This window comes from Thalassotalea castellviae, assembly GCF_031846185.1.
In the GTDB taxonomy this organism is placed as follows: Bacteria; Pseudomonadota; Gammaproteobacteria; order Enterobacterales; family Alteromonadaceae; genus Thalassotalea_H; species Thalassotalea_H castellviae.
Genome location: NZ_JAVRIF010000003.1, coordinates 295563 through 317833 on the forward strand (window position 1 = coordinate 295563; position 22271 = coordinate 317833).

At 37.3% G+C, this 22271-nt stretch carries 19 protein-coding genes; 13 read left to right on the plus strand and 6 right to left on the minus strand.

Annotation, left to right across the window (positions count from 1 at the left end; genetic code table 11):
- Position 1 precedes the first annotated feature (1 nt).
- From RM573_RS07615 to ung, 8 genes are all read left to right on the plus strand, one after another.
- Positions 2-721 carry a M48 family metallopeptidase gene (locus RM573_RS07615; protein ID WP_311579650.1) on the plus strand — a complete coding sequence of 240 codons (720 nt, stop codon included), beginning with the start codon at positions 2-4 and terminating at the stop codon, positions 719-721.
- Positions 722-1285: 564 nt separating this feature from the next.
- Entirely contained in the window at positions 1286-1651 is a 366-nt protein-coding gene (locus tag RM573_RS07620; protein ID WP_311579653.1) for a response regulator, read from the plus strand.
- The gene (locus tag RM573_RS07625; RefSeq protein ID WP_311579656.1) at positions 1648-2280 is read left to right on the plus strand and encodes a chemotaxis protein; all 633 of its coding nucleotides are present in this window, start codon (positions 1648-1650) and stop codon (positions 2278-2280) included. Before RM573_RS07620 ends, RM573_RS07625 begins: the two co-directional genes overlap by 4 nt.
- Complete coding sequence (locus RM573_RS07630; RefSeq protein WP_311579659.1) at positions 2280-3236, plus strand: GGDEF domain-containing protein; 957 nt, start codon at positions 2280-2282, stop codon at positions 3234-3236. The genes RM573_RS07625 and RM573_RS07630 overlap by 1 nt, the downstream gene beginning before the upstream one ends.
- A gap of 244 nt (positions 3237-3480) precedes the next feature.
- The gene (gene thrA / locus RM573_RS07635) at positions 3481-5949 is read left to right on the plus strand and encodes a bifunctional aspartate kinase/homoserine dehydrogenase I (protein ID WP_311579662.1); all 2469 of its coding nucleotides are present in this window, start codon (positions 3481-3483) and stop codon (positions 5947-5949) included.
- Positions 5949-6932, plus strand: coding sequence for a homoserine kinase (thrB, locus tag RM573_RS07640; RefSeq protein ID WP_311579664.1), 984 nt, complete (start codon positions 5949-5951; stop codon positions 6930-6932). The genes thrA and thrB overlap by 1 nt, the downstream gene beginning before the upstream one ends.
- Positions 6933-6985: 53 nt before the next feature.
- The gene (thrC, locus tag RM573_RS07645) at positions 6986-8290 is read left to right on the plus strand and encodes a threonine synthase (protein ID WP_311579667.1); all 1305 of its coding nucleotides are present in this window, start codon (positions 6986-6988) and stop codon (positions 8288-8290) included.
- 65 nt (positions 8291-8355) lie between these two features.
- Complete coding sequence (ung, locus tag RM573_RS07650; protein WP_311579670.1) at positions 8356-9054, plus strand: uracil-DNA glycosylase; 699 nt, start codon at positions 8356-8358, stop codon at positions 9052-9054.
- A 44-nt stretch (positions 9055-9098) separates the two neighbouring features.
- Here the strand turns inward: ung and RM573_RS07655 are convergent, their stop codons facing one another.
- On the minus strand, positions 9099-9644 hold the full coding sequence (locus tag RM573_RS07655) for a PEP-CTERM sorting domain-containing protein (RefSeq protein WP_311579673.1): 546 nt from the start codon (positions 9642-9644) through the stop codon (positions 9099-9101).
- 324 nt (positions 9645-9968) lie between these two features.
- Between RM573_RS07655 and RM573_RS07660 the strand changes: the two genes are divergently transcribed.
- Positions 9969-11486 carry an aminotransferase class V-fold PLP-dependent enzyme gene (locus tag RM573_RS07660; protein ID WP_311579676.1) on the plus strand — a complete coding sequence of 506 codons (1518 nt, stop codon included), beginning with the start codon at positions 9969-9971 and terminating at the stop codon, positions 11484-11486.
- A 38-nt stretch (positions 11487-11524) separates the two neighbouring features.
- Here the strand turns inward: RM573_RS07660 and RM573_RS07665 are convergent, their stop codons facing one another.
- Positions 11525-12091, minus strand: a complete 567-nt coding sequence (locus RM573_RS07665) for a GNAT family N-acetyltransferase (RefSeq protein WP_311579679.1) — start codon at positions 12089-12091, stop codon at positions 11525-11527.
- A gap of 68 nt (positions 12092-12159) precedes the next feature.
- Between RM573_RS07665 and RM573_RS07670 the strand changes: the two genes are divergently transcribed.
- Positions 12160-13497: an NAD(P)/FAD-dependent oxidoreductase gene (locus RM573_RS07670; protein WP_311579682.1), complete on the plus strand. Its 1338-nt coding sequence runs from the start codon at positions 12160-12162 to the stop codon at positions 13495-13497.
- Between the two features lie 81 nt (positions 13498-13578).
- Here the strand turns inward: RM573_RS07670 and RM573_RS07675 are convergent, their stop codons facing one another.
- The 4 genes from RM573_RS07675 to RM573_RS07690 all read right to left on the minus strand — a co-directional run bounded on the left by RM573_RS07675 (position 13579) and on the right by RM573_RS07690 (position 18640).
- Positions 13579-15990, minus strand: a complete 2412-nt coding sequence (locus RM573_RS07675; RefSeq protein WP_311579685.1) for an Ig-like domain-containing protein — start codon at positions 15988-15990, stop codon at positions 13579-13581.
- A 121-nt stretch (positions 15991-16111) separates the two neighbouring features.
- Positions 16112-17068: a D-2-hydroxyacid dehydrogenase gene (locus RM573_RS07680; protein WP_311579688.1), complete on the minus strand. Its 957-nt coding sequence runs from the start codon at positions 17066-17068 to the stop codon at positions 16112-16114.
- 17 nt (positions 17069-17085) lie between these two features.
- Entirely contained in the window at positions 17086-18291 is a 1206-nt protein-coding gene (locus tag RM573_RS07685) for an NnrS family protein (RefSeq protein ID WP_311579691.1), read from the minus strand.
- 103 nt (positions 18292-18394) lie between these two features.
- On the minus strand, positions 18395-18640 hold the full coding sequence (locus RM573_RS07690) for a DUF2164 domain-containing protein (protein WP_311579694.1): 246 nt from the start codon (positions 18638-18640) through the stop codon (positions 18395-18397).
- 242 nt (positions 18641-18882) lie between these two features.
- Between RM573_RS07690 and iscX the strand changes: the two genes are divergently transcribed.
- The 3 genes from iscX (at position 18883) to RM573_RS07705 (ending at position 22255) form a co-directional block, all read left to right on the plus strand.
- Positions 18883-19083, plus strand: a complete 201-nt coding sequence (gene iscX, locus RM573_RS07695) for a Fe-S cluster assembly protein IscX (RefSeq protein ID WP_311579696.1) — start codon at positions 18883-18885, stop codon at positions 19081-19083.
- A gap of 168 nt (positions 19084-19251) precedes the next feature.
- Positions 19252-20943, plus strand: coding sequence for an NAD-dependent malic enzyme (locus RM573_RS07700; protein ID WP_311579698.1), 1692 nt, complete (start codon positions 19252-19254; stop codon positions 20941-20943).
- A 424-nt stretch (positions 20944-21367) separates the two neighbouring features.
- Positions 21368-22255 (plus strand): tyrosine-type recombinase/integrase, encoded by an 888-nt coding sequence (locus RM573_RS07705; RefSeq protein ID WP_311579702.1) that lies wholly within the window; start codon positions 21368-21370, stop codon positions 22253-22255.
- Positions 22256-22271: the final 16 nt, after the last annotated feature.

Below are 22271 nucleotides of genomic sequence, written 5' to 3' on the forward strand. Positions count from 1 at the left end.
TATGATTGAGTATCAGTTAATCCGCAGTCATAAGCGGAAAAGTATTGCCTTACAGGTAAAACAGGGCCTTGTTATCGTTAGGGCTCCACAATATGTTAAAGAAAGTTATATTCAGCAGTTTGTTCTTCAAAAGTCATCCTGGCTTGAGGCCAAGCTTTTAACCCAAAATAATCTACTCAAAGAACAAGCATTGAACCATCAAGGAATTGTCTTGAGTGAAAATGGATTTTTATGGTTTGAGGGGTTCAGAAAAAACATTTCACTTACTTTTTCTAGCAAAAATTGTATCGAAAATCACGGTGACAGTATTCAAATTACGCTCGCTCAACGGTATAAAAATGTCGATAAAACGCGACAACAGAAGGTTATTAAACAGCTTGTAGAAGCTTGGTTTAAACAAAGTGCTGAGACAGTAATAGCAGAAAAAGTTAAATATTTTAGCGCTCAACTTAATTTATACCCAAGTAATATCAAAGTCAGGCAATATAAAGCTCGTTGGGGGAGTTGCAACAATTACGGACAATTAAACTTTAACTACTTATTGATGATGGTACCTGATTGGGTGATAAATTATGTAGTTGTTCACGAACTTTGCCATTTAAAGCATTTAAATCATAGTCGGCAATTTTGGTCATTAGTCGAAGCGTTTTTTCCTCGTTTTAAAGAAGCTAAGCATTGGCTTAAAGTCCATCAAAATCATCTTCAATGGCCAACACAATAAATCACCTAGTAAAATACAGCTAATGTTTCATTTAACTTATTGATAATGTAGCGTATTTCTATCCATATTTTTTTAAAGTAGTCATTTTTATCTTCACCTTTTTAATAATTCTTTTGTTATCAATCAGTTGTTTTATCTTGGCATGATAATCGCTTGTATTTTATACAAATATTAATAAACAGCTCTTTCAGTCAACAAATTGACTGGAAGATTAACATGAGGAATTGTGATGAAAGTAAATCGATATAATTGGAAAATGGCGTGTATTTATGCAATTTCGGCTATTTTATCCTTAGCTATTTTAAAAGTGTTATTTGGTTTTTAAATATGAGTTGCCAAATTTGCCAAGATAAATGGGGCTGGACGGTGAAAATAAAAGCTTGGAAATAATTGAGATAGCAATATTAATTATATATTTATCAAGGCGTTAAATTATTATATGTGTTAGTGCGTTCCATTTGCTTAAAAAAAAATCATAAATTGTGCGTTTAGCCGTTAACAGCCTGACTTTTTTAAGGTAAATTACACCCCATTGAAAATAATAATAATAGGAATTCCCATTTCATGAGTTTGTCAGTCCTTATTTGTGATGACTCCAATATGGCTCGTAAACAGGTACTAAGAATTTTACCTGAATCACTGTCTGAAAATGTTCAACTTGCCACTAATGGTGTTGAAGCATTAGAAATCTTAAATAACCAAGCTATAGATGTGCTTTTTCTTGATCTTACTATGCCTGTTGTTGATGGCGTTGGTGTGTTGCAAGGTATCAAGGAGGCCGGTCTAAATGTAAATGTTTTTGTTATCTCAGCTGATATTCAACCTGAGATGCAAAACAAAGTTTTAGAGCTTGGCGCGAAAGCTTTTTTGCGTAAACCCGTTCAATTAGATGTCCTTACTTCTCATCTAAAACAACATGATATTATATGAACAACGTTAATTTAAATGACGATCAACAAGATTGTTTACAAGAAATTATCAATGTAGCTATGGGGCAGGCAAGTGATCAGCTTGCTCGCTATTTAGATACTTTTGTTTACCTTAAAGTCCCAAGCATCGAACAGGTCAGTTCCCAACATTTATCAGATACCTTAAAGTCTGAAGCACAGTCTGTAGCGGTAGTCAGCCAAGGTTTTTTTGGTTATGAAGGGATCCGCGGCGAAGCTTTATTAATGTATCAGCCAAAAGACTCTGATCGCTTAGCGGATTTACTGGGTTACGAGCCAGATGAGTTGTCGGTTGAAGAACAAATTATTGATTTAAGTTCGATATTAACGACAACGTTTTTAAATGTCTTTGCTAGTCAAATTGATAATCAAATGTCATATAGTGCACCTCGACTATTATTTTCTAGTGATGCTGCGAATTCCAACGCTAACCAAACGTCTATTTCAGATCATATTCAACATAATTCATTCAATTGGGACGTTGCATTAAAAGTTAAGATCACTTATCAAGTCACGGATTATTCATTTAATTGCGATATGATTTTATTGATACCAGAATCGGCTATTATCAATATAACCTCTGTAATTGACCGTATATTGGAAGATTACTAGTGTCAGATAATCCATTATGTACCACCATTACTGAACAGTTAAATACTGGGGTATTAATTCTTGATCTAAACTACAACATTGTAGAGTGGAACCGATTTTTCGCGATCCATGCTCACCTTAACTTACAAGATATGGTAGGCAAAAATGTTTTTACTGCTTTTCCTGAGCTGCCTAAAAGGTGGTTTGAAAGAAAACTGTCAAGCGTCATTCAATTAAAGACACAAAGTTTTTGTTCTTGGGAACAACGCCATCATTTATTTGAATTATCGCATTCCAGACCCATTACGACAGATAGCCATTTTATGGCGCAAAACTGTACTTTTTTTCCGATAGAAACCAATAACGAAATTACGCATATTTGCATCTTAATCGAAGATGTTACCGATGTTTGCCATTATCAGACGAGACTAAATAAAACCTTAGAAGAGCTTGCTAAAGCCAATAGAATTGATGGTTTAACACAAGTTTTTAATCGTAAGCATTGGGAAGAGTGCCTAGACAAAGAATTTTCTCGTGCTCGTCGATATGATCACGGTTTAGCCTTAATTATGTTCGATTTAGATCATTTTAAATTACTTAATGATACTTATGGTCATCAGTGTGGTGATCAAGTCTTGATTAAAACAGCACAAAAAATAAGTAGTTTACTTAGGTTATGTGATCAGTTTGGCCGCTATGGTGGTGAAGAGTTTGCCGCAATTTTACCTGAGACAGATTTAGCTGGCGCAGTTGATGTTGCCGAGCGTATATGTCGATCCATAGAAGAGCTTGTCATTGAATTTCAAGATAAGCGTATTCGTATTTCTACAAGTGTAGGTGTCGCAACTATCAATCCTGATGATAAACGCTATGAAGATTTAATTTCAAATGCAGATATTGCCCTGTATGAAGCGAAAGAAACCGGACGTAATAAAGTTTGTGCCGCTAAAGAAATAGAACTTATTCTTGAAGATTAAATATTTATACGATTTTATCTGCGTTTATTCATAAATCATCTAATTTTATTCACAAATAGCTATTGACAGAAAATTACATTTCAGGCATTTTAACCGCATGAAAAATCTTACACGTAACACCATTATTATTATTACCACCACCTTCACCGGAATGGCGGTCATTGGCTAACGTGTAAAATATAGTATTTTATCAAAGCCCGTGACCATAGGTTACGGGCTTTTTTCGTTTTTAGAGGAAGTAAAAATGCGTGTGTTAAAATTTGGTGGATCATCGTTGGCATCAGCTGAACGGTTTGTTCAAGTAGCCAATATCATCAAAAATCAAAGTATGTCATCAGCCGTTGGTGTCGTTGTTTCTGCGCCGCAAGGGGTTACGAATCATTTAGTGGCGATGGCAGAAAACATTTCTGATGAAATTAAATTACAAAATGATCTGCAACATTTTAGACATGCAATTGAAACCATAATAGATGACCTTGCTGCGTCATTGAACAATTTTGATGTTCAGCACGCTGAACAGGTCTTGGCAAATTGGGAACATCAATTAAGCCGTTACTTACAAGGGGCAACAATGTTGTCTTATTGTCCTGATCATATTCGCTCAATCATCATTAGTATTGGTGAACGAATGAGTGTTGCGATATTAGATTCAGTGTTACGGACAAGCGATATAGATGTCTCAATCTTAGCGCCAGAAAAATTTCTCAGAACGAACGACGTTTCTTTAAATGCCTTAGCTGATTTAGTGTTATGCAAAGAGAAATTTCAAGTTGAATACAACAAGTTAAATAGAGTGGCTTTGATGCCTGGTTTTATCGGTGTTGATAGCCAAGGTCAAGTGACTACTTTAGGACGAAATGGTTCGGATTATTCTGCCGCTGTATTAGCTGTATGTACGCAAGCAGAATGTTGTGAAATTTGGACAGATGTTGATGGTGTTTATAATGCTGATCCTCGTTTAATAAAAGAAGCAAGTTTACTTGATTATTTATCTTACCAAGAGGCAATGGAATTATCATTTTTTGGTGCGAGTGTTTTACACCCTAAAACGATTGGTCCTATTGCGCAGTATCATATTCCTTGTTTAATTAAAAATACTGGCAATCCTGAAGCACCGGGGACGTTAATTGCTAATGAAAATGATCAAAAGAAACAAGTAAAAGCGATTTCAAATCTTGATGATTTAACGATGGTTAATGTCTCTGGTCCAGGTATGAAAGGTATGGTTGGTATGGCTAGCCGTGTTTTTGCTACTATGAGCCGAGATAACATTTCTATTGTATTAATTAGCCAATCATCGAGTGAATATTGTATTAGTTTCTGTATTCATTCTGCGGATGCTCGTTTAGCTGAAGAAAGTTTAAAACAAGAATTTGAACTTGAATTGTTAAATGGTTTATTAGAGCCAATTTCACTTACGCATGACTTGTCTATTGTGTCATTGGTAGGAGATGGCATGCATCACCAACAAGGTGTTGCAGCTAAATTCTTTAGCTCACTGGCACAAGCTAGAGTCAATATCGTTGCAATTGCACAAGATTCATCTGAGCGTAGTATCTCGGTTGTTATTGAAAAAAGAAAATGTACTGATGCCATGAAAGTCAGTCATCAAAATTTCTTCTCACATAAACCAACCATTGATGTTTTCTTGGTAGGTTGTGGCGTAGTTGGTAGTGAATTGATTGCCCAAATTGCACGTCAACAACCTAAATTAAGAGCACAAAATATTTCAGTAAAAGTTTACGGTATCGCTAATAGTAAAGGAATGGTTTTTGATAAAGACGGCATTGATTTAGATAACTGGCAGCCATTATTGGCTAAAAACTGTGAGCAGCAAGCTGTCCCTGTTTCTGCTGAAAATATTAAAAAATTTGTACGCGAAAATCATTTAATTAATCCGGTTATTGTTGACTCAACATCTAATGAAAGCTTGGCAATGAGTTATGTTGATTTCTTAAACGAAGGCTTTCACGTCGTTACTCCGAATAAAAAAGCCAATACAGATTCTTGGCAATATTACCAAGCGTTAAGAACGGCTGCACAAAAAACCAATCGTCGCTTCTTATATGAAACAACGGTTGGGGCAGGTTTACCTGTTATTGATACTTTGCAAAGTTTAATCAAAGCCGGTGATGAGTTGCAGCAATTTGAAGGGGTGTTATCAGGTTCACTCTCTTATATTTTCGGTAAGTTAGAAGAAGGGATGACGCTTTCAGAAGCTACGGCGATTGCGAAAGAAAATGGTTTTACAGAGCCAGATCCTCGTGACGATCTCAGTGGGATGGATGTTGCGCGTAAATTGTTGATCATGGCTCGCGAAGCGGGGATGCAATTAGAGTTATCGGATATTAAAGTCGACTCTGTCTTATCTCAAGGATTTGATGACAGTGGAGATGTTGCCACTTTTATGGAAAACCTAACACAATTAGATGGGCCTTTTTCAGAAAGAATCGCGTCAGCTAAAGCAGAAGGTAAAGTTTTACGGTATATTGGCACTATCATTGATGGTAAATGTCAAGTTTCGATAGACGCGGTCGGTCAAGACCACCCTCTATATGGCATTAAAGATGGCGAAAATGCCTTAGCTATTCATAGCCGCTATTATCAACCTTTACCGTTTGTACTTCGAGGTTATGGTGCCGGCGCTGCCGTAACAGCAGCAGGGGTTTTCGGTGACTTATTAAGAACACTTGCGTGGGAGCAACAACACTAATGAGTGAAAGCAAACAAAAAGTATCTGTATTTGCCCCAGCATCTATTGGTAATGTTAGTGTTGGTTTTGATGTATTAGGGCTAGCGGTAAAACCGATTGATGGTACCCTCTTAGGTGATGTAGTTTCGGTAGCCGCTAGTGAGTCAAATAGCTTAATTGTTCAAGGAGAGTTTGCCAAAAAACTTCCCGGTGAGCCAACCGACAATATTGTTTGGCATTGTTTGCAATTATTTAACCAAGCATTAGTTGAAATGAATCAAGCTATCGATACGGTAACCTTAACGCTTGAGAAAAAAATGCCGGTTGGCAGTGGGTTAGGTTCCAGTGCTTGCTCTGTGGTTGCGGCGCTTGAAGCGTTAAATTGTTATTATCAAACCAATCATCAATTTGGTTTTGATAAAGAAAAAATGCTATTTATGATGGGGCAAATGGAAGCGAAAATCAGCGGTAGCTTACATTATGATAATGTTGCACCTTGTTATTTTGGCGGTATGCAATTAATGGTTCCTGACAGTAATATTATCACGCGTACGTTACCTTCTTTTGATGATTGCTATTTTGTCATGGCTTACCCAGGCATTGAAGTATCCACCAAGGCGGCTCGAGATGTATTACCAGAGCGTTATTCACGCAGTGACGTTATTACCTTTGGCCAAAATTTAGCGACTTTTGTTGATGCTTGCCATCGTCATGATAAACAGCAAGCATTCTCAGTTGTAACAGATATTGTTGCACAACCTTATCGTAAACATCTTTTACCCGGTTTTGAAAATGCCTGTGATTACTTGTCTTCACAAGGTTGTTTAGCCGTAGGGATCTCAGGCTCAGGACCCACTCTGTTTTGTGTGACTGACGATAAAGAAAAAGCGCAAAGTTTTGCGCTTTGGTTAGAAGAACATTATTTACAGACTTTAAGCTCTGGAATATGTGAAGGTTTTGTTCATATATGCCAAGCAGATATTCAAGGTGCGTGTCAGATTTAACAATAAAGCTTTGTTAATTCATAACGCCATTTAAGTATTAGTAGGAAGTACAAGTGAAATTTTATAATTTAAAAGAAAATGATGAACAAGTCAGTTTTTCTGGCGCAGTAAAGCAAGGATTAGGGCGTAACCAAGGGTTATTTTTCCCTGAGAATATACCTCAATTCGACAACATTGAAAAACTACTGGCTCTGCCAATGGTAGAACGAAGCGTTGAAGTACTTTATCCATTTGTTAGCGAAGACTTAACGAAAGCACAACTTCTTGATATTGTCACGGATGCCTTTAATTTCCCTGCGCAAATTCAACCTATTAGTGAAAATCGAGCGATTTTGGAATTGTTTCATGGTCCAACATTAGCATTTAAAGATTTTGGTGCTCGTTTTATGGCGCGTTGTTTACAAGCTTTTAGTGCCAAAGAAGGAAATAATAAAAAAATTACCATTTTAACAGCTACTTCTGGTGATACTGGTGCTGCCGTAGCACATGCTTTTCATGGTATAGATAACATTCGTGTTGTGATTATGTATCCAAAAGGAAAAATCAGTTTATTACAAGAGAAAATGTTCACGACGCTTGGTGGCAATATTGAAACAATCGCTGTTGATGGAGATTTTGATGATTGCCAAGCGCTAGTCAAACAATCTTTTGATGATAAAGCGTTAAAAGAGGCAATTGGATTAAATTCTGCCAATTCTATCAATATTAGTCGTTTACTTGCGCAAATTTGTTATTACTTTGAAGCTGTCGCTCAACTGTATCGTCAAAAAGGTGCTGCGGCCCTAGACAATATTGTTTTTTCTGTGCCAAGTGGTAATTTTGGTAATTTAACGGCAGGTTTATTTGCTAAAGCGATGGGGTTACCTATTAAACGTTTTATCGCGGCAACAAACGCTAATGATACAGTTCCGCGTTATTTAAAAACCGGCGAATGGTCACCGAATGAAACAGTCGCCACAATGTCTAATGCGATGGATGTAAGCAACCCGAATAACTGGCCTCGTGTCGAGTTTATGTTGAAGTCTGGTTTAGTCGAGAAAGATTGTGTCAGCTCGGTTTCTATCGATGAAGAGCAAACACAAATGACGGTAATTGGTTTAGCAAAACTTGGTTATATTAGTGAGCCTCATGCTGCAGTTGCATATAAAGCATTACAATATAATGCTACTGATGAGGAGTTTGGGGTGTTTTTAGGTACCGCTCACCCAGCTAAATTTAAAGAAGTTGTTGAAAGTACTTTAGGTCAACCGATTGGTTTACCTAAAGAATTAGCTGATTGTGCGTCTGAGACTATTCTTTCGGTTGAACAAAGTACTGAGTTTAACGATTTAAGACAGTATTTATTAGCAAAAGCATAAATTTTTATTTATTTAAAACTTGATACGTTAAACTAAGGGCACTGTTAAATAACTGCCCTTTTTTTATGTCTGAAATTTTACCGCAATGGCACGCGATAATTACGCGCGAAAGTAATAAACCATACTTTATTGAATTACAAAAAAACTTGGCAAAGCAAAGAAAAGATCATGCCATTTTTCCACCAGAAAAAGATGTCTTTAATGCGTTTACTTATTGTGATTTGGCTGATATTAAAGTCGTTATTATCGGTCAAGATCCATATCATGGCGTTGGAAAAGATAATCAACCTCAAGCCCATGGCTTGGCCTTTTCAGTAAATCCTAACATTAAAGTTCCACCATCTTTAGCGAATATTTACAAAGAGCTAGTAACAGATATTGACGGTTTTGAAATCCCCGAACATGGCAATCTTGTTGAGTGGGCAAAGCAAGGGGTATTATTGCTTAATACGGTGTTAACGGTTAAGCAAGGCCAAGCGCATGCTCATGCTAAATTAGGCTGGGAAAAATTCACTGATGCTATTATTGACGAAATTAATCAAAAAAATACTGGGTGTTGCTTTTTGTTATGGGGCAGCCATGCTCAGAAAAAAGGCCGTAATATTAATCTTAACAAGCATTGCGTTTTAACCTCAGTGCATCCGTCTCCGTTATCGGCTTATCGTGGTTTTTTTGGTTGTGGGCACTTCTCAAAAGCTAATGCTTGGTTGGCAAAAAATAATAACAACATTATTAATTGGCAATTACAAAATAACAGCCAATAAAAAAGGCTTCATTAGAAGCCTTTTCAAATAAAATGATATTACACTTAAACTTGTTTTTGCTTACGTGATAACCCTAAGCATGCTAAAGCTAAGCCAAAAATAGCAACACTTGTCGGCTCTGGCACGCTAACACTTTGTGAAACTAACCATGCACCAGCATTACCTTGATCAGCAGTTGAAACATGCGTGTCATTACAACAACTATAATGGATATACATACCACCATTTGCAGTATGTAACCAATCTGAAGAGGCAATCGTTGGATCAGCAACTAAATCTAATACGAGCTTGGCACCACCAGCTAGAAAGTTGTGTGAAGTTGTGGATGTCACAGTTTCACCTGTGATGTTTGAAAATAACTGGTTTAATTGTGCTGTTGTTGCCAATACCCAAGTACGGCCATTAAAAGTAACGCCAGCACCAAAGTAGCTGCTGGTATTTGCCGCCATTATATCAATATCAAGGAAGTCTAATCCTTGCGCCGTATCAGTTGTATAATCATTGTAATCAATGATTGTAGCTTGAGACGAAAATGCGCAGATTAATAGCGTAAATAAAGCAATAGACTTTTTAATAGATTGGATAAACATGTTGTTTTCCTTTTTTAAACATTATTGTTATCTATGTGTTTCAAAGCATAATTCAAGCCAATACTGTAAGTGACTGTTATGTATGTGTTTATTGGTTTATGGCGATTTAAGAAAGCACAGAGTGTAAAAAAAACAGACATTCAATTCTTCTGAAATAATTTTCTAATTTAATAATGATGTAGGTGTTTTTGTAGGTATATAAAACTATAAAATAGATTAAATAGAAATTTATTTGCTATTAATTGTTTTTATATTGGTTTTACTTGCTCCTTTAATAAGGGTTGATAGAATATATCGAATGTTTTACTTGGTTTTGGTGTTGTTATGTCTTTAGAAAATTACTTTATTCCCTTTCGTCGTCATGTCATAGGTAATGATTTATCTCATCAAATTAATGGTCAAAACCTCGCAATTATCTATGCTGATTGGACGGCGAGCGGCCGTTTATATCAACCAATTGAAGATTATATAACCAATACGCTTGGTCCTTATGTTGCTAATACTCATACTGAAACCAACCTTACAGGCAGTGCGATGACGCATGCTTATCATGAGGCGCAACATGTTATTAAAAAGCACGTTAATGCTTGTAGCAATGATGTGTTAATTACGGCTGAAGCCGGTATGACTGGAGTGATCAATAAATTTCAACGTATTTTAGGTTTACGTATTCCTGAGCGTATGCAAGAACAAGTGAGCTTTAATGAAATTGATAAGCCTGTCGTTTTTATCACTCATATGGAGCATCATTCTAATCAAACGTCTTGGTATGAATGCGATGTTACTTTGGAGATCATAGATCCTGACAGCAACGGCTTACCATCATTAGAGCATTTACAAACATTATTAGAAGAGTATCGAGACAGAAAAGTCAAAATAGGCTCTTTTTCCGCCTGTTCAAATGTTACGGGGATCAAGACTCCTTATTATCAACTCGCTGAAATAATGCATGAACATAATGGCTTGTGCTTTGTTGATTTTGCTTGTTCAGCGCCATATGTTGATATTGATATGCATCCGACAAACCCTAAACAAGCTCTTGATGCCATTTATTTCTCACCTCACAAATTTCTTGGTGGTCCGGGGAGTTCAGGCGTTTTAGTGTTTAATAAATCCTTGTATAAAAATAAAGTCCCTGATCATCCAGGTGGCGGAACGGTGACATGGACGAACCCTTGGGGAGAGCATAGTTTTTTCGATGATATCGCTTTACGTGAAGACGGTGGCACCCCAGGATTTTTACAATGTATTCGTACCGCTTTAGCGATTAAAGTAAAGGAGGCGATGGGGGTAAAAAATATTGCCTTGCGTGAAAAAGAAATTACAGATTATGTGATGGATAATTTAAGTAAAAATGAACGTGTAGTGATGTTAGAGCCAAACATGAAAGACCGTTTAGCGATAGTGTCATTTTACGTACTGGGAGCGCATTACAATTTAGTGGTTCGAATCCTTAATGATCGCTTTGGCGTGCAAACGCGTGGCGGTTGTTCTTGTGCTGGGACCTATGGTCATATACTCCTTAATGTTGATCATGATACTTCGAATAAAATCACTAAGAAAATTAACTCGGGGGATTACGCGGAAAAACCGGGTTGGATCCGCGCATCTTTTCATCCAACTATGTCGAATAAAGAAATTGAATTTGTCGTCGATGCTATTCATCAAGTTACTGAAAATATTGACCAATGGAGCCAAGAATATCGCTTTAATCCAGCGACAGGCGATTTTGAACATTGTCATTTAGCGGTTGAGTTTCCAGAACTTAAAGGGTTTGATCCGATGCATTCGTGTTCAGTGAATAAAGCTAACCCTTCAATTTTGCATCGTATTTTTGGTTAATGAAAAATCGATTGATAAACACTTTTGTCATAAGTTTATCAATCGAATTCGATAAGCATTTCAGCGGCACTACAATGGCAAGTTTTGCCGCATACAGGGCAAATATAACCTTGTTTACTCAATTCAAGCCATCGATCATTATGAATCTTCATTAACTTACCACCACATTTAGTGAAATATTTTACGGCACTATTTCCAGGACTCTGCATCCATAAATGGCTGACACCCGCATCGGCTCCTTGCTGTTTTGCCGCAGTAATGGCTAATTGCAGTAATTGACTACCTATGCCGTAGCCGCGATAGTTTTCATCAACAGTGTTGCATTTAAAATAACATACTTTGTTTTGCTCGCTAGGCCACAGTTCAGGCGAACACCATGAATCTACTGGCCAATTTCCCACAGCAAAGGTAACTCGAAAACCGACTAATTTGTCATCATCATAAGCGACAAAACCGGCATTAGTACCATTTTTTATGCCTTTTTGAACCCATTGTTCAAGGTTTTGTGCATTGATATATCCTTCACCATGAACTTGTGTGCCTAGTTCAATGACTGCTTGATAATCTTCAGGTGTTATCGCGTGATAGCGTATGGTGTTTTTCATTATTAATTTGATTGATCTTTTGCTGATTATTGTTAGTTTACCATTGGAATAATAATTTAGGGAAACCGATGTACGATCCTCTTCATGATAAGTCACCAGGTTGCGGAGAAAAATACCCCAACAGTTACTGGGCAAATACCTCAGGTGTAGCTCCTGAGAATGACGGTAAATTAGCGCAAGATATAGATGTTGACGTTGCAATAATTGGTGCGGGTTATACAGGAATGTCTTGTGCTTTACATCTTGCCAGAGAGCATAACATTAAAGCACATGTGCTAGAAGCGAATCAAACGTCTTGGGGATGCAGTGGTCGAAACGCTGGCTTTATTTTAAAATCATCAGGAAGAAAATCTTTTTCAACCATGCAAAAGCAATGGGGTGAAGAAGTGATGCGTGGTATTTATCAAGAAATGTCGGCGGGCGTTGAAACTGTTAATCAGTTGATTCATGAAGGCATTGACTGTGATCCACAAAGCTTAGGCTATATAAAGGTTGCGCATAAAGCCAATAAACTGAATGAGTTGATTGAACTGGCGAAATTGCAAAAAAAAATGTTTGGATATGATGTTGAAATATTATCGAAAGATGAATTAAGTCAACAATATATGGATGATAAAAATGCATATGGTGCTATTCGTTATCAAGATGGTTTTGGTTTAAATCCGTTGAAATTAGCATGGGGCTATCAAAAGTTAGCACGAGAAGCTGGGGCTAAAATTTATTGCTCATCGCCAGTTATTGATTGGCATAAAAATGGCCAAGTTCAGCAATTAATTACCCCTCAAGGAATAGTAAAGGCAAAGAAAGTGGTTATTGCTACTAATGGTTATACCCCTAAAAATTTTAATGTTTTAGTCTCTGATCGTACCTTACCAGTGCTTTCTCAAATTATAGTGACAGAGCCCTTAACTGAGGCACAAATGGCTGCATGTAATTTTCTTACTTCAAATGTGGTGATGGATACAAGGGCATTAAAATACTATTATCGAAAATTACCTGATAATCGCATTCTATTTGGTGGCAGAGGAGCTATTACAGGGAAGGGCGCAGAAGATCCATATTATGCCAAAAGATTATTGTCCGTATTAAAAAGCAGTTTCCCGGCCTTACATTCGTTAAATATTGCCTATGCTTGGTCAGGCTGGATTTGTATGGCATTAGATGACTTACCACACATTTTCCAGAATGACACGAAAGATGTTTTTTATAGTATGGGATATTGCGGTGCAGGAGTGTCATTCTCTGTTCAAGCAGGTAAACGTTTAGCAGATAAGGTCGCTGAAAAGTCGGTTCCACATTTACCTTTATATGACCGCCCGTTGCCTAAGTTTCCTTTAGCGCCATTAAGACGTGTCGGGCAGTGGGGTTACTTTCATTATGGAAAAATTAAAGATACGTGGTTTTAAGCATCATAGTTCACTAAAAACACCAGCTGAAATAGCTGGTGTTTTTCAATGTTAGAGCGCCGTAAAAATTTACTTTCGTTGTTACAGTAAGTTGATTGATTTAGTCACATAAGTTGTTGCTAAAGTATTAGGGGTTTCAATACTGATAGTTAACGTTGCTGTTGCAGGATCGCCATCGATAGGGTTATTAATAGAGAAATCCATAGCGCTAAAACCATCAGCGTTAGTATTTCCTACTGATATTGTTGTTGTTCCTTGTAATTCTCCACCATCAAGTGTCACGGTAACTGTGGTACCAATTGGCATGGTTTGCATCGCACTGTCTGCAAAACGGAAACGTAATGCTAACGCGCTTCCATCAGCAACGTCTGGCAAGTTATTACTCGTTTCTTGATTATCAGCATAGGTTGTCGTTTGAGTGGTATCAGATAAAACGAAATTGGGGTTACTGCTAGATGACATAATTAATACTAATGCTTTACGCAATATCGCATTTTTCACCTCATTATCACATTTATCACCACTACATTGTGGACCGTTAAATTTTTCATCAGCTAGACTAAATTGATCATCATTATTTTGGTCAAAGAATTTTGTTTCCTGAGGATCTTTAACATGGTTTTCATTATCATCACGCCATGCTTCAGACATATCGACAAAACCAGCAGATAAGGCAACTTGTCGGCCAAAACCTGAATTTACCATGTTATTATTAATTGCATCACCATCATTGTTGTCAAAGACATTATCACCATTTGAATCAAAAAATGTCTCATGGCCTGACGTGGTGGCTAAAATTGTCGAACGATGATCTGTTAAATAAGGCTCTGTTGCTGTCCAAGTTACCGCACAATTACCTGCAACTGTGTTACATGATGATTCTATTGTTCCACCTTCAGTCGTGAAATTAATTGGTGTGCCATCAGGCACAGGGTTATTAAAACTATCGGCTAGCCAAACGCGGATCACTGATTCTTGGCCAACGATGTCGGCTTCTGGATTAAGCACTGTGGCAGCAATGGTCATTGAAGCTTGTTCTGGTAACCCAGTATTTACTGACAGTTCACTTGATTGCGTTTGTACGCTGATAGTTTCACCATTAACTTCCATAATGGCTTTCGCGGTAACTCTGACGACTGTTGGCACAGTACCGGATGAAACCTGTGTGGTAATTAAACCTTGGCTATTGGTGAAGCCACTGGCTCTGCTTAAAGCAATACCACCAACAATAGTGTCTAAGCTAAACTCAACTTCTTGTTGTGCAAGGGGATTTCCTAACTGACTTTTTAATAAAAAAGTTAACGTCGATGTTTCTTGACCGCCGCTGCCTTTGATTACGATGGAATCTGGTTGAGATGAGACAAACTCAATTGACCCAAGTTCTTCTGAACTAATGTTGATATTCGTTGAAGCGGTATTTGTTACACCATTTGAGGTGACAGAAGCGACGATGATATCTTCAGTGCCATTAATGCCTGCACAATTAATATCTTCAAAAGTAGCCCCAGCTTTACCTTTGATACTAATAACTGTTTCGTCTATGGTTGCTGTTTCGTTGATCACACAATTAGAAGTAAAGGAAACCGTTGTGGGCGTATTTATATACTTATTTTCGCTATCAACTAATTCAACGGTCAAACCTAATGTGCCGCCTGCGCTGATTGTCTGATCGGTAATTGAAAGCTTAATAGCTCCTTCGATAAATTGACTGTTTTCATCAAAATAGCCAATGCGGACATCATCAAGTAATACGGTATCTGCTGGTAGAATCTGATAGTTCATTTGTGCGCTGATACTACTATTGCTGTTCAAAGAAACCGCTATAACCCCAGCACCGATCACGTCGTCACCGGCTAATGTGACAATTGCCTGGCCATTTTCATTGGTTAATGCGGTGGTTGTTGTTAACGAACCTATATCAGCCGCAAAGTTTATTATTTCATTTTTAACCCCTGCACCTGTGTTATCGAGTAGGGTAACTTGAATTTGTGCTTGTTCATTACTTTTAAATTGATTAGTGTTTTGACCATTAAGTTGCATCGCTATTGATGCACTTAGTGAGGGTGCTACGACAGTGGAGGTTGTATATTCATAATCAATGCTGGTGGAAATACTACTTTCCGCGCTAGCAACTGAAGCGGTAAGCGTGCCGGCACTTAAAATAAGATCGCTATTTAAAATAGTGATTGTGGCTACGCCATTGGAATCTGTCAGTTTAGAGTCAACCGATAAACTACCTAAATCTGCTGAATAATTTACTCTAGTGCCGCTCATCACCGCATTAAATTGATCTTTAACGGTTGCTTGCACTGTCACGTTATCATTGGTATCAAAACTAAGTTGTTCGACACCTTCATTATTGAGCAAAACCACCGAAATGCTTGTTGCAACGGACACTTCGTCACTGTCTGTTGGGTTTTCACCTGAGCTACCATTACAACCTGTGATGAGCATTAAAAGAAGCAAAGAAAGTGTGCTTAAAAACTTATTCATAAATGAAAATTCCAGTACAGGATAATTATTATTTGTTGTTAAACTAAATCATAAAAGGCTATTTAACAAAAGTCCACGTATATCAATGTACTAATTAATGTTAAGAGGCTAATTGTAGCGATTAAACATCTACACGGTTGGTAAGTTTTCCGTCAATAAAATCGGCTATATTATTGGCAAGAATTTTAATAAGTCTTTGTTGTGCTTCAATAGTTGCCCAAGCAATATGTGCGGTAATCTTTAAATTGTGTGGCTGATCAGTTAATAATATATGATCTGGAGCGGGGGGTTCTTGCTTAAGGACATCAAGAATGGCGTATGCAATTTCATTGCGCTTGAGTGCGTTAAGTAAATCAACTTCATTGACAATAGCACCACGAGCAGTATTGATTAACACTGCAGATGATTTCATTTTGTTGAAAACATCAGCATTAATTAAACCAATAGTGTCGGTGGTTTCAGGGCAATGTAAAGACAGGACGTCGGCTTCTTTTACGACGGTATTAAACGCTATTCTGCCGGTGCGAATGTTTTCACGATTCGGACGCTCAGCGATTAACACCTTCATGCCAAAGGCCAGTGCAATTTTTTCTACTGCTTGAGCGAGTGTACCATAGCCAATTAACCCTAGCGTTTTATCGGCTAATTCATGGCTACCATTACCGTGATAACAAAAAGAAGGACTCTGCTGCCATAACCCTTGTTCAACATTTAGATTGTGATGACTTACTTGACTAAAATACTCCAACATTTGTCCGAAAACGTATTGAGGAACCGACCCTTTTGCATAACCACTGACGTTCGTTACCCCGATATTTAATTTTTTAGCAGCATCAATATCGACATTATTAATACCCGTTGCGGCGATACAAATGAGCTTTAGCTGTGGCAATTTTGCTAATAATTGTTCACCCAACAACACTTTATTGGTAATAATTATATCAGCATCTTGAGCACGGCTTAGTACTTCATCTGGTTGAGTTAGTGGGTAACAGGTTAATGAGGAGATCTGATTTTTAATGTCAGTTAACTCTATATCGGCTGAAAACGTTTGTTGATCAAGAAAAACCGCGTGCATGTTATATCCTTAAATAATTAACCTGGTCTGCCATCGAGCCTGCCTTTCAATAACATAGGCGCATAATGAAAAATAAAAATTCCAAACGAAAAGTACCAAAGACCCGCGCTTGCTTGATAAATGCTCATTATAGACTCAGGGAATATTAACGGTAAAAAGCTTCGGATAATAGCCGCAATAAAAATGAATAAAAAAGCCAACGACATGGTTTTTGACGGTTGTAATGAACGCCCAGTATGACCTAAAGAGACACGAGAAATCATCGCAAGAATTAATCCTCCCATGCCACCAATCGTCAAAAGATGCCATAAATGACTGGTTGATAATTCAGCTGAAAAATAACTGTAGCCGATAAAAAATAACCCAAGCACAATAAAAATCACGGCTAAATGTAAAGACCATAATAATGGCACCTTGATGGTGATCCATGGACGCCAACGAGCAATACGAATCGCTTGAAACATAGCCGCAAGAATAAATAAACTGCCAAGCACTTGGAGATTTATAGCCACTAGTGGATGTAAGATTAAATAAAAGGTGATGAGAGCTAAACTGCCATTCGTGGCTTTGTCTAACCATGCAATATTCGTCACTTTTGTGGTTTGAGTGCCATTAGCGGTGAACATTGGGCCAACTCTACCGACCATGACAGACATCAGTAAAGTAATTAACATCACTCCCGCATAGGCAGATAATTGTACTGAAAAATTTTCAGGCGACATCAAGGCCAAGTAAAACTCAATATTGACTAACGTAAAGAGCATTAACAACGGGACAAAAAATAAATTACGATATTGTTTAATTTTGATAATCGGCTTGCCAAGGAAAACCGCGACAGCGGGTAAAAAGGCGATATCTAATAACATCGTGATGTTTTCGCCGAGTAAATTGGGCTGAATTAAGGCTATTCGAGGGATGAACCAAAGTAAAACAAGAAACAACAATGACTTATTTTGAATGCCTGGTATTCCGGTCCAATTTTGTACCGCGGTTAATAAAAATCCGGCAATAATGGCGCTGGCAAAACCAAATATCATTTCATGTAAATGCCACCAATAACCACCACCGAAGGGAGTGAAGTCACTTTTACCTTGTAGCATCAACAACCAAATAAAAATAGCAATCACTGCAAAAGCAGCACCGAATAAAAAGAAAGGTCTAAAACCTAAACGTAAAAGGGGTAGAATTTTTTGTTCTTTTTGTAAGTCAGTAATTTGCATCATTTTCTGCACGTCTATTTAAAGTAGATAAACCATTCTAAAACTTTGCGTTAATAATTCATTAAAGCAGATCAAAGAAAACACATTTAATGATTATTTTCTGTGATTAATTCACTGGCTTTTCTAATTCATAAATAGCTTCGCTGATTTGTTCAACACGATCGCTGATGATATGTTGAGCATCATATAAGCCACGATTGTAATAGAAGCTACCAAACTCTTTACTGACAAAGTCTAATAGAAACTCAGCGTCAAATTGCCCTAATTCTTGCTCTAATTCACGATCAAAATAGCGTTGTAATTTATCCACTAGTTGTGCTTTTTCTTGGGGGGAAAATTTAATCTCACTCATTTAAATTAGCTTGTCTGGTAGAAATTTATCAATAGTGTATCGAGTTTACTCTATACTAACCAAAGATTTTATTTTTCTAATGTAAAAAATGTTGTGACCAATTTTCTAGCAGCACTAAAAAAAATGTGGCAAACCGATTGTCAGTTTTGTCGAAAATCACGCATGCTTATTTTATGGCTGATCTTAATGCTGCTTGCTGATGCATTATGGTTTCATTTGTTAATAAAATAACGGAGTAAAATATGGGATATCGTTGGGTGGATTCACAAGAATTAGCGTTAGATTTAATGGAGGCACATCCTGAAGTTGATCCGCTAAAATTACATTTCACTGAACTTAGAGAGTGGATTTTAGCGCTTGAAAACTTTGATGATGACCCAAAGCATTGTGGTGAACGTGTATTAGAAGCAATTCAATTAGCTTGGATTGCTGAAATGGATTAACCAAGGTTGGTTTATTTTAAATGAGATATTCAAACTAGAATTCCCTCATTTAACGCTTTTTTGTCTTAAGGCGTTCGACTATACTAACTCATCTTTATTCGCGTGGTGAATCTTTAACATTCACCAAATTAATATAACAACATATAAGATCACTATTACAACGCTATTATGACCAATAAAAATAAACGTCCTTTATATATACCATACGCGGGCCCCAGCCTTTTAGAATCACCCTTACTAAATAAAGGTAGTGCTTTTAGTAAAGAAGAGCGTATTAGTTTTAATTTGACTGGCTTGTTACCGCCAAGTTATGAAACGATCCAAGAACAAGTTGATCGTTGTTATCGTCAATATAGTAATTTTCGCACGAATTTAAACAAGCATATCTACTTACGAGCCATTCAAGATAAGAATGAAACCTTGTATTGCAAATTGGTACAAGAACACCTAGAAGAAATGATGCCTATTATATATACGCCTACCGTAGGCGATGCTTGTGAGCAATTTTCAGATATATATCGAAGTAATCGTGGGTTATTTATTTCATATGAAGATCGTGATCAACTTGATGATATTTTACGAAACGCCACCAAAAACAAAGTAAAAGTTATTGTGGTAACGGATGGCGAACGTATTTTAGGTTTAGGTGATCAGGGTATCGGTGGTATGGGGATCCCCATTGGTAAATTAGCGCTTTATACCGCATGTGGTGGCATTAGCCCAGCTTATTGTTTACCTGTGATGTTAGATGTTGGTACGAATAACGAAAAATTGCTAAATGATCCTATGTATATGGGCGCAAGACACCAGCGCATCGAACAAGATAAATATGACGAATTTCTTGATATGTTTATCAAAGCGGTGAAGCGTCGTTGGCCACATGTGATGTTGCAATTTGAAGATTTTGCCCAACCAAACGCAACGCCTTTGCTGACTCGATATCGTGATGAAATATGCTGTTTTAATGATGATATTCAAGGTACCGCTTCTGTTACTGTTGGTACCTTGCTGGCGGCATGTCGATCAAAAGGCGTAAAACTCTCTGCACAAAAAGTTACTTTTGTTGGTGCAGGATCTGCTGGTTGTGGGATTGCTGAGCAAATTATTGCTCAAATGATCAGTGAAGGCATATCGCCCGAACAAGCCAGAAGTCAGATTTTTATGGTGGATCGTTTTGGTTTACTTACTAAAGGCATGCAAGATTTAAGAGATTTTCAAGAAAAATTGACCCAATCGAAAGACGCTCAAGCCTCATGGAATATTGAAGGAGAATTTGCCTCATTACTGGAAGTGGTTAATGAAGCCAAGCCTGATATTTTAATTGGGGTATCAGGGGTTTCAGGTTTATTTACTGAACAAGTGATCAAAGCGATGAAATCACATTGTGATATGCCAATTATTTTTCCATTAAGTAACCCAGTCAGACAAGTTGAAGCAACGCCAGCGCAAGTGATTCACTGGACTGATGGTCAAGCGATTGTTGCCACTGGGAGTCCATTTGAACCTGTTCAACATAAAGATAAAGTTTTCCCTATTGCCCAATGTAATAACAGTTATATTTTTCCCGGCATTGGCTTAGGTGTGGTTGCTGCCAATGTCAACCGAATTACCGATGAAATGCTAATGGTGGCGAGTAAAACGTTAGCTGAGGCTTCACCTTTAGCCAATACCGGTGAAGGTGAATTACTGCCACCTCTGACAGAGATTGCAAATTTAAGTAAGAAAATTGCTTTTGCAGTTGCGAAAGTTGCCTTTGACCAAGAGTTAGCGCTACGTATAGACGATGAAAGTTTGCGAGCGAAAATAGAACGTAACTTTTGGCAACCCGCCTATCGTCAATATAAACGTATTAGTATTTAATTTTTATTCTTGTTTAATTCTTTTATTGAGAATTTTATGACTAAACCCGTTAATCGCAAGTGCAACGGGTTTTTTATGGCTGACTCTTCATTTTACTTATAGTTATCTTGTGCTTTCGCTAGACAAATAATCAAATTTTTCCTCTAAGGTTATCTGTATTCGCTTTTCAACGAAAGACTGTAAACAGAGATAAACACCTCGTCTTTTACGCTATGAGCAACAATAGATATAACATTAGTCATTTGATTATATTTCGTCTATATTCGCGACTTAAATCGTGTTAACAGGCTGTTAAACTTTGATTAATAGGCGTTAATTGCAGATATATCTTACATACGTGCAAAAACAACGCTTTTATACTCCCTCGCTTCAAGGCTCACTTAGTTGTTTTTTATAACCTGACGTTATAAAAATAAGGGATTACATGAATAAAAAAATCTATAAAAATCCAGCGGAAACTTATCTTTTATCGCTTAATTCAAGCATTGGCGCTCAAAATTCGCGCAGGTTATTAAACAGAATGTGTTTTATTTTGACTGATAAAGACGATTTACACTCGTTTGATTGGTCAAAATTAAATTACACGTTGTTATTAGACTTAAAAACACACTTCATTGAACAGGGGTTAAACTCAGGCACGATAAACACTTATTTAGCTAATTTAAAAGGGGTAGCAAGGGAAGCTTGGAAGCTTAAAGTTATTAAAACCGATGATTATTTACATATTAAAGAAGAGAAGCGCATTAGATACCATCAAGAGCCATGCGGAAAAGCCCTAACAGGTAAAGAGTTAAAACGGCTTGTGAGACATTGTGAGAAGTTAAAAACGTTTGTTGGTGTAAGGAATGCAGCAATGATCGCGTTGGCGTATGGTGCTGGTTTACGTGTGCATGAGTTAGCCAAACTAAAACGGGAAGAATATAACGGTAAATCTATCCAGTTTACCGGTAAGGGGAGAAAACAACGCACTCAGCCTTTACCGTATTTTGTCATCAGTATATTGAATAAATGGTTAGATTTATCAAAGGACATTGAAAGCGAGAGTATTTTTTTAAGAGTTTATAAAGGGAACCGGTTATCAAAAAACGCTTTACATTTTGGTAGCATTGGCAAAATTTTTAAACGCATAGATCATCAAAACTTTAGGCCGCACGATTTACGCAGCAGTTTAGCAACTAACTTACTTGATTCTAACGTTGATGTAATATTAGTTAGTCGGCTTATGGGGCATTCAAATATTAATACAACAATGATTTATGATAAACGGGGAGAAAAGGCCAAAGCAAAAGCGGTTGAATGTTTGCCTTTTTAAACTTGAGCGCTACGAA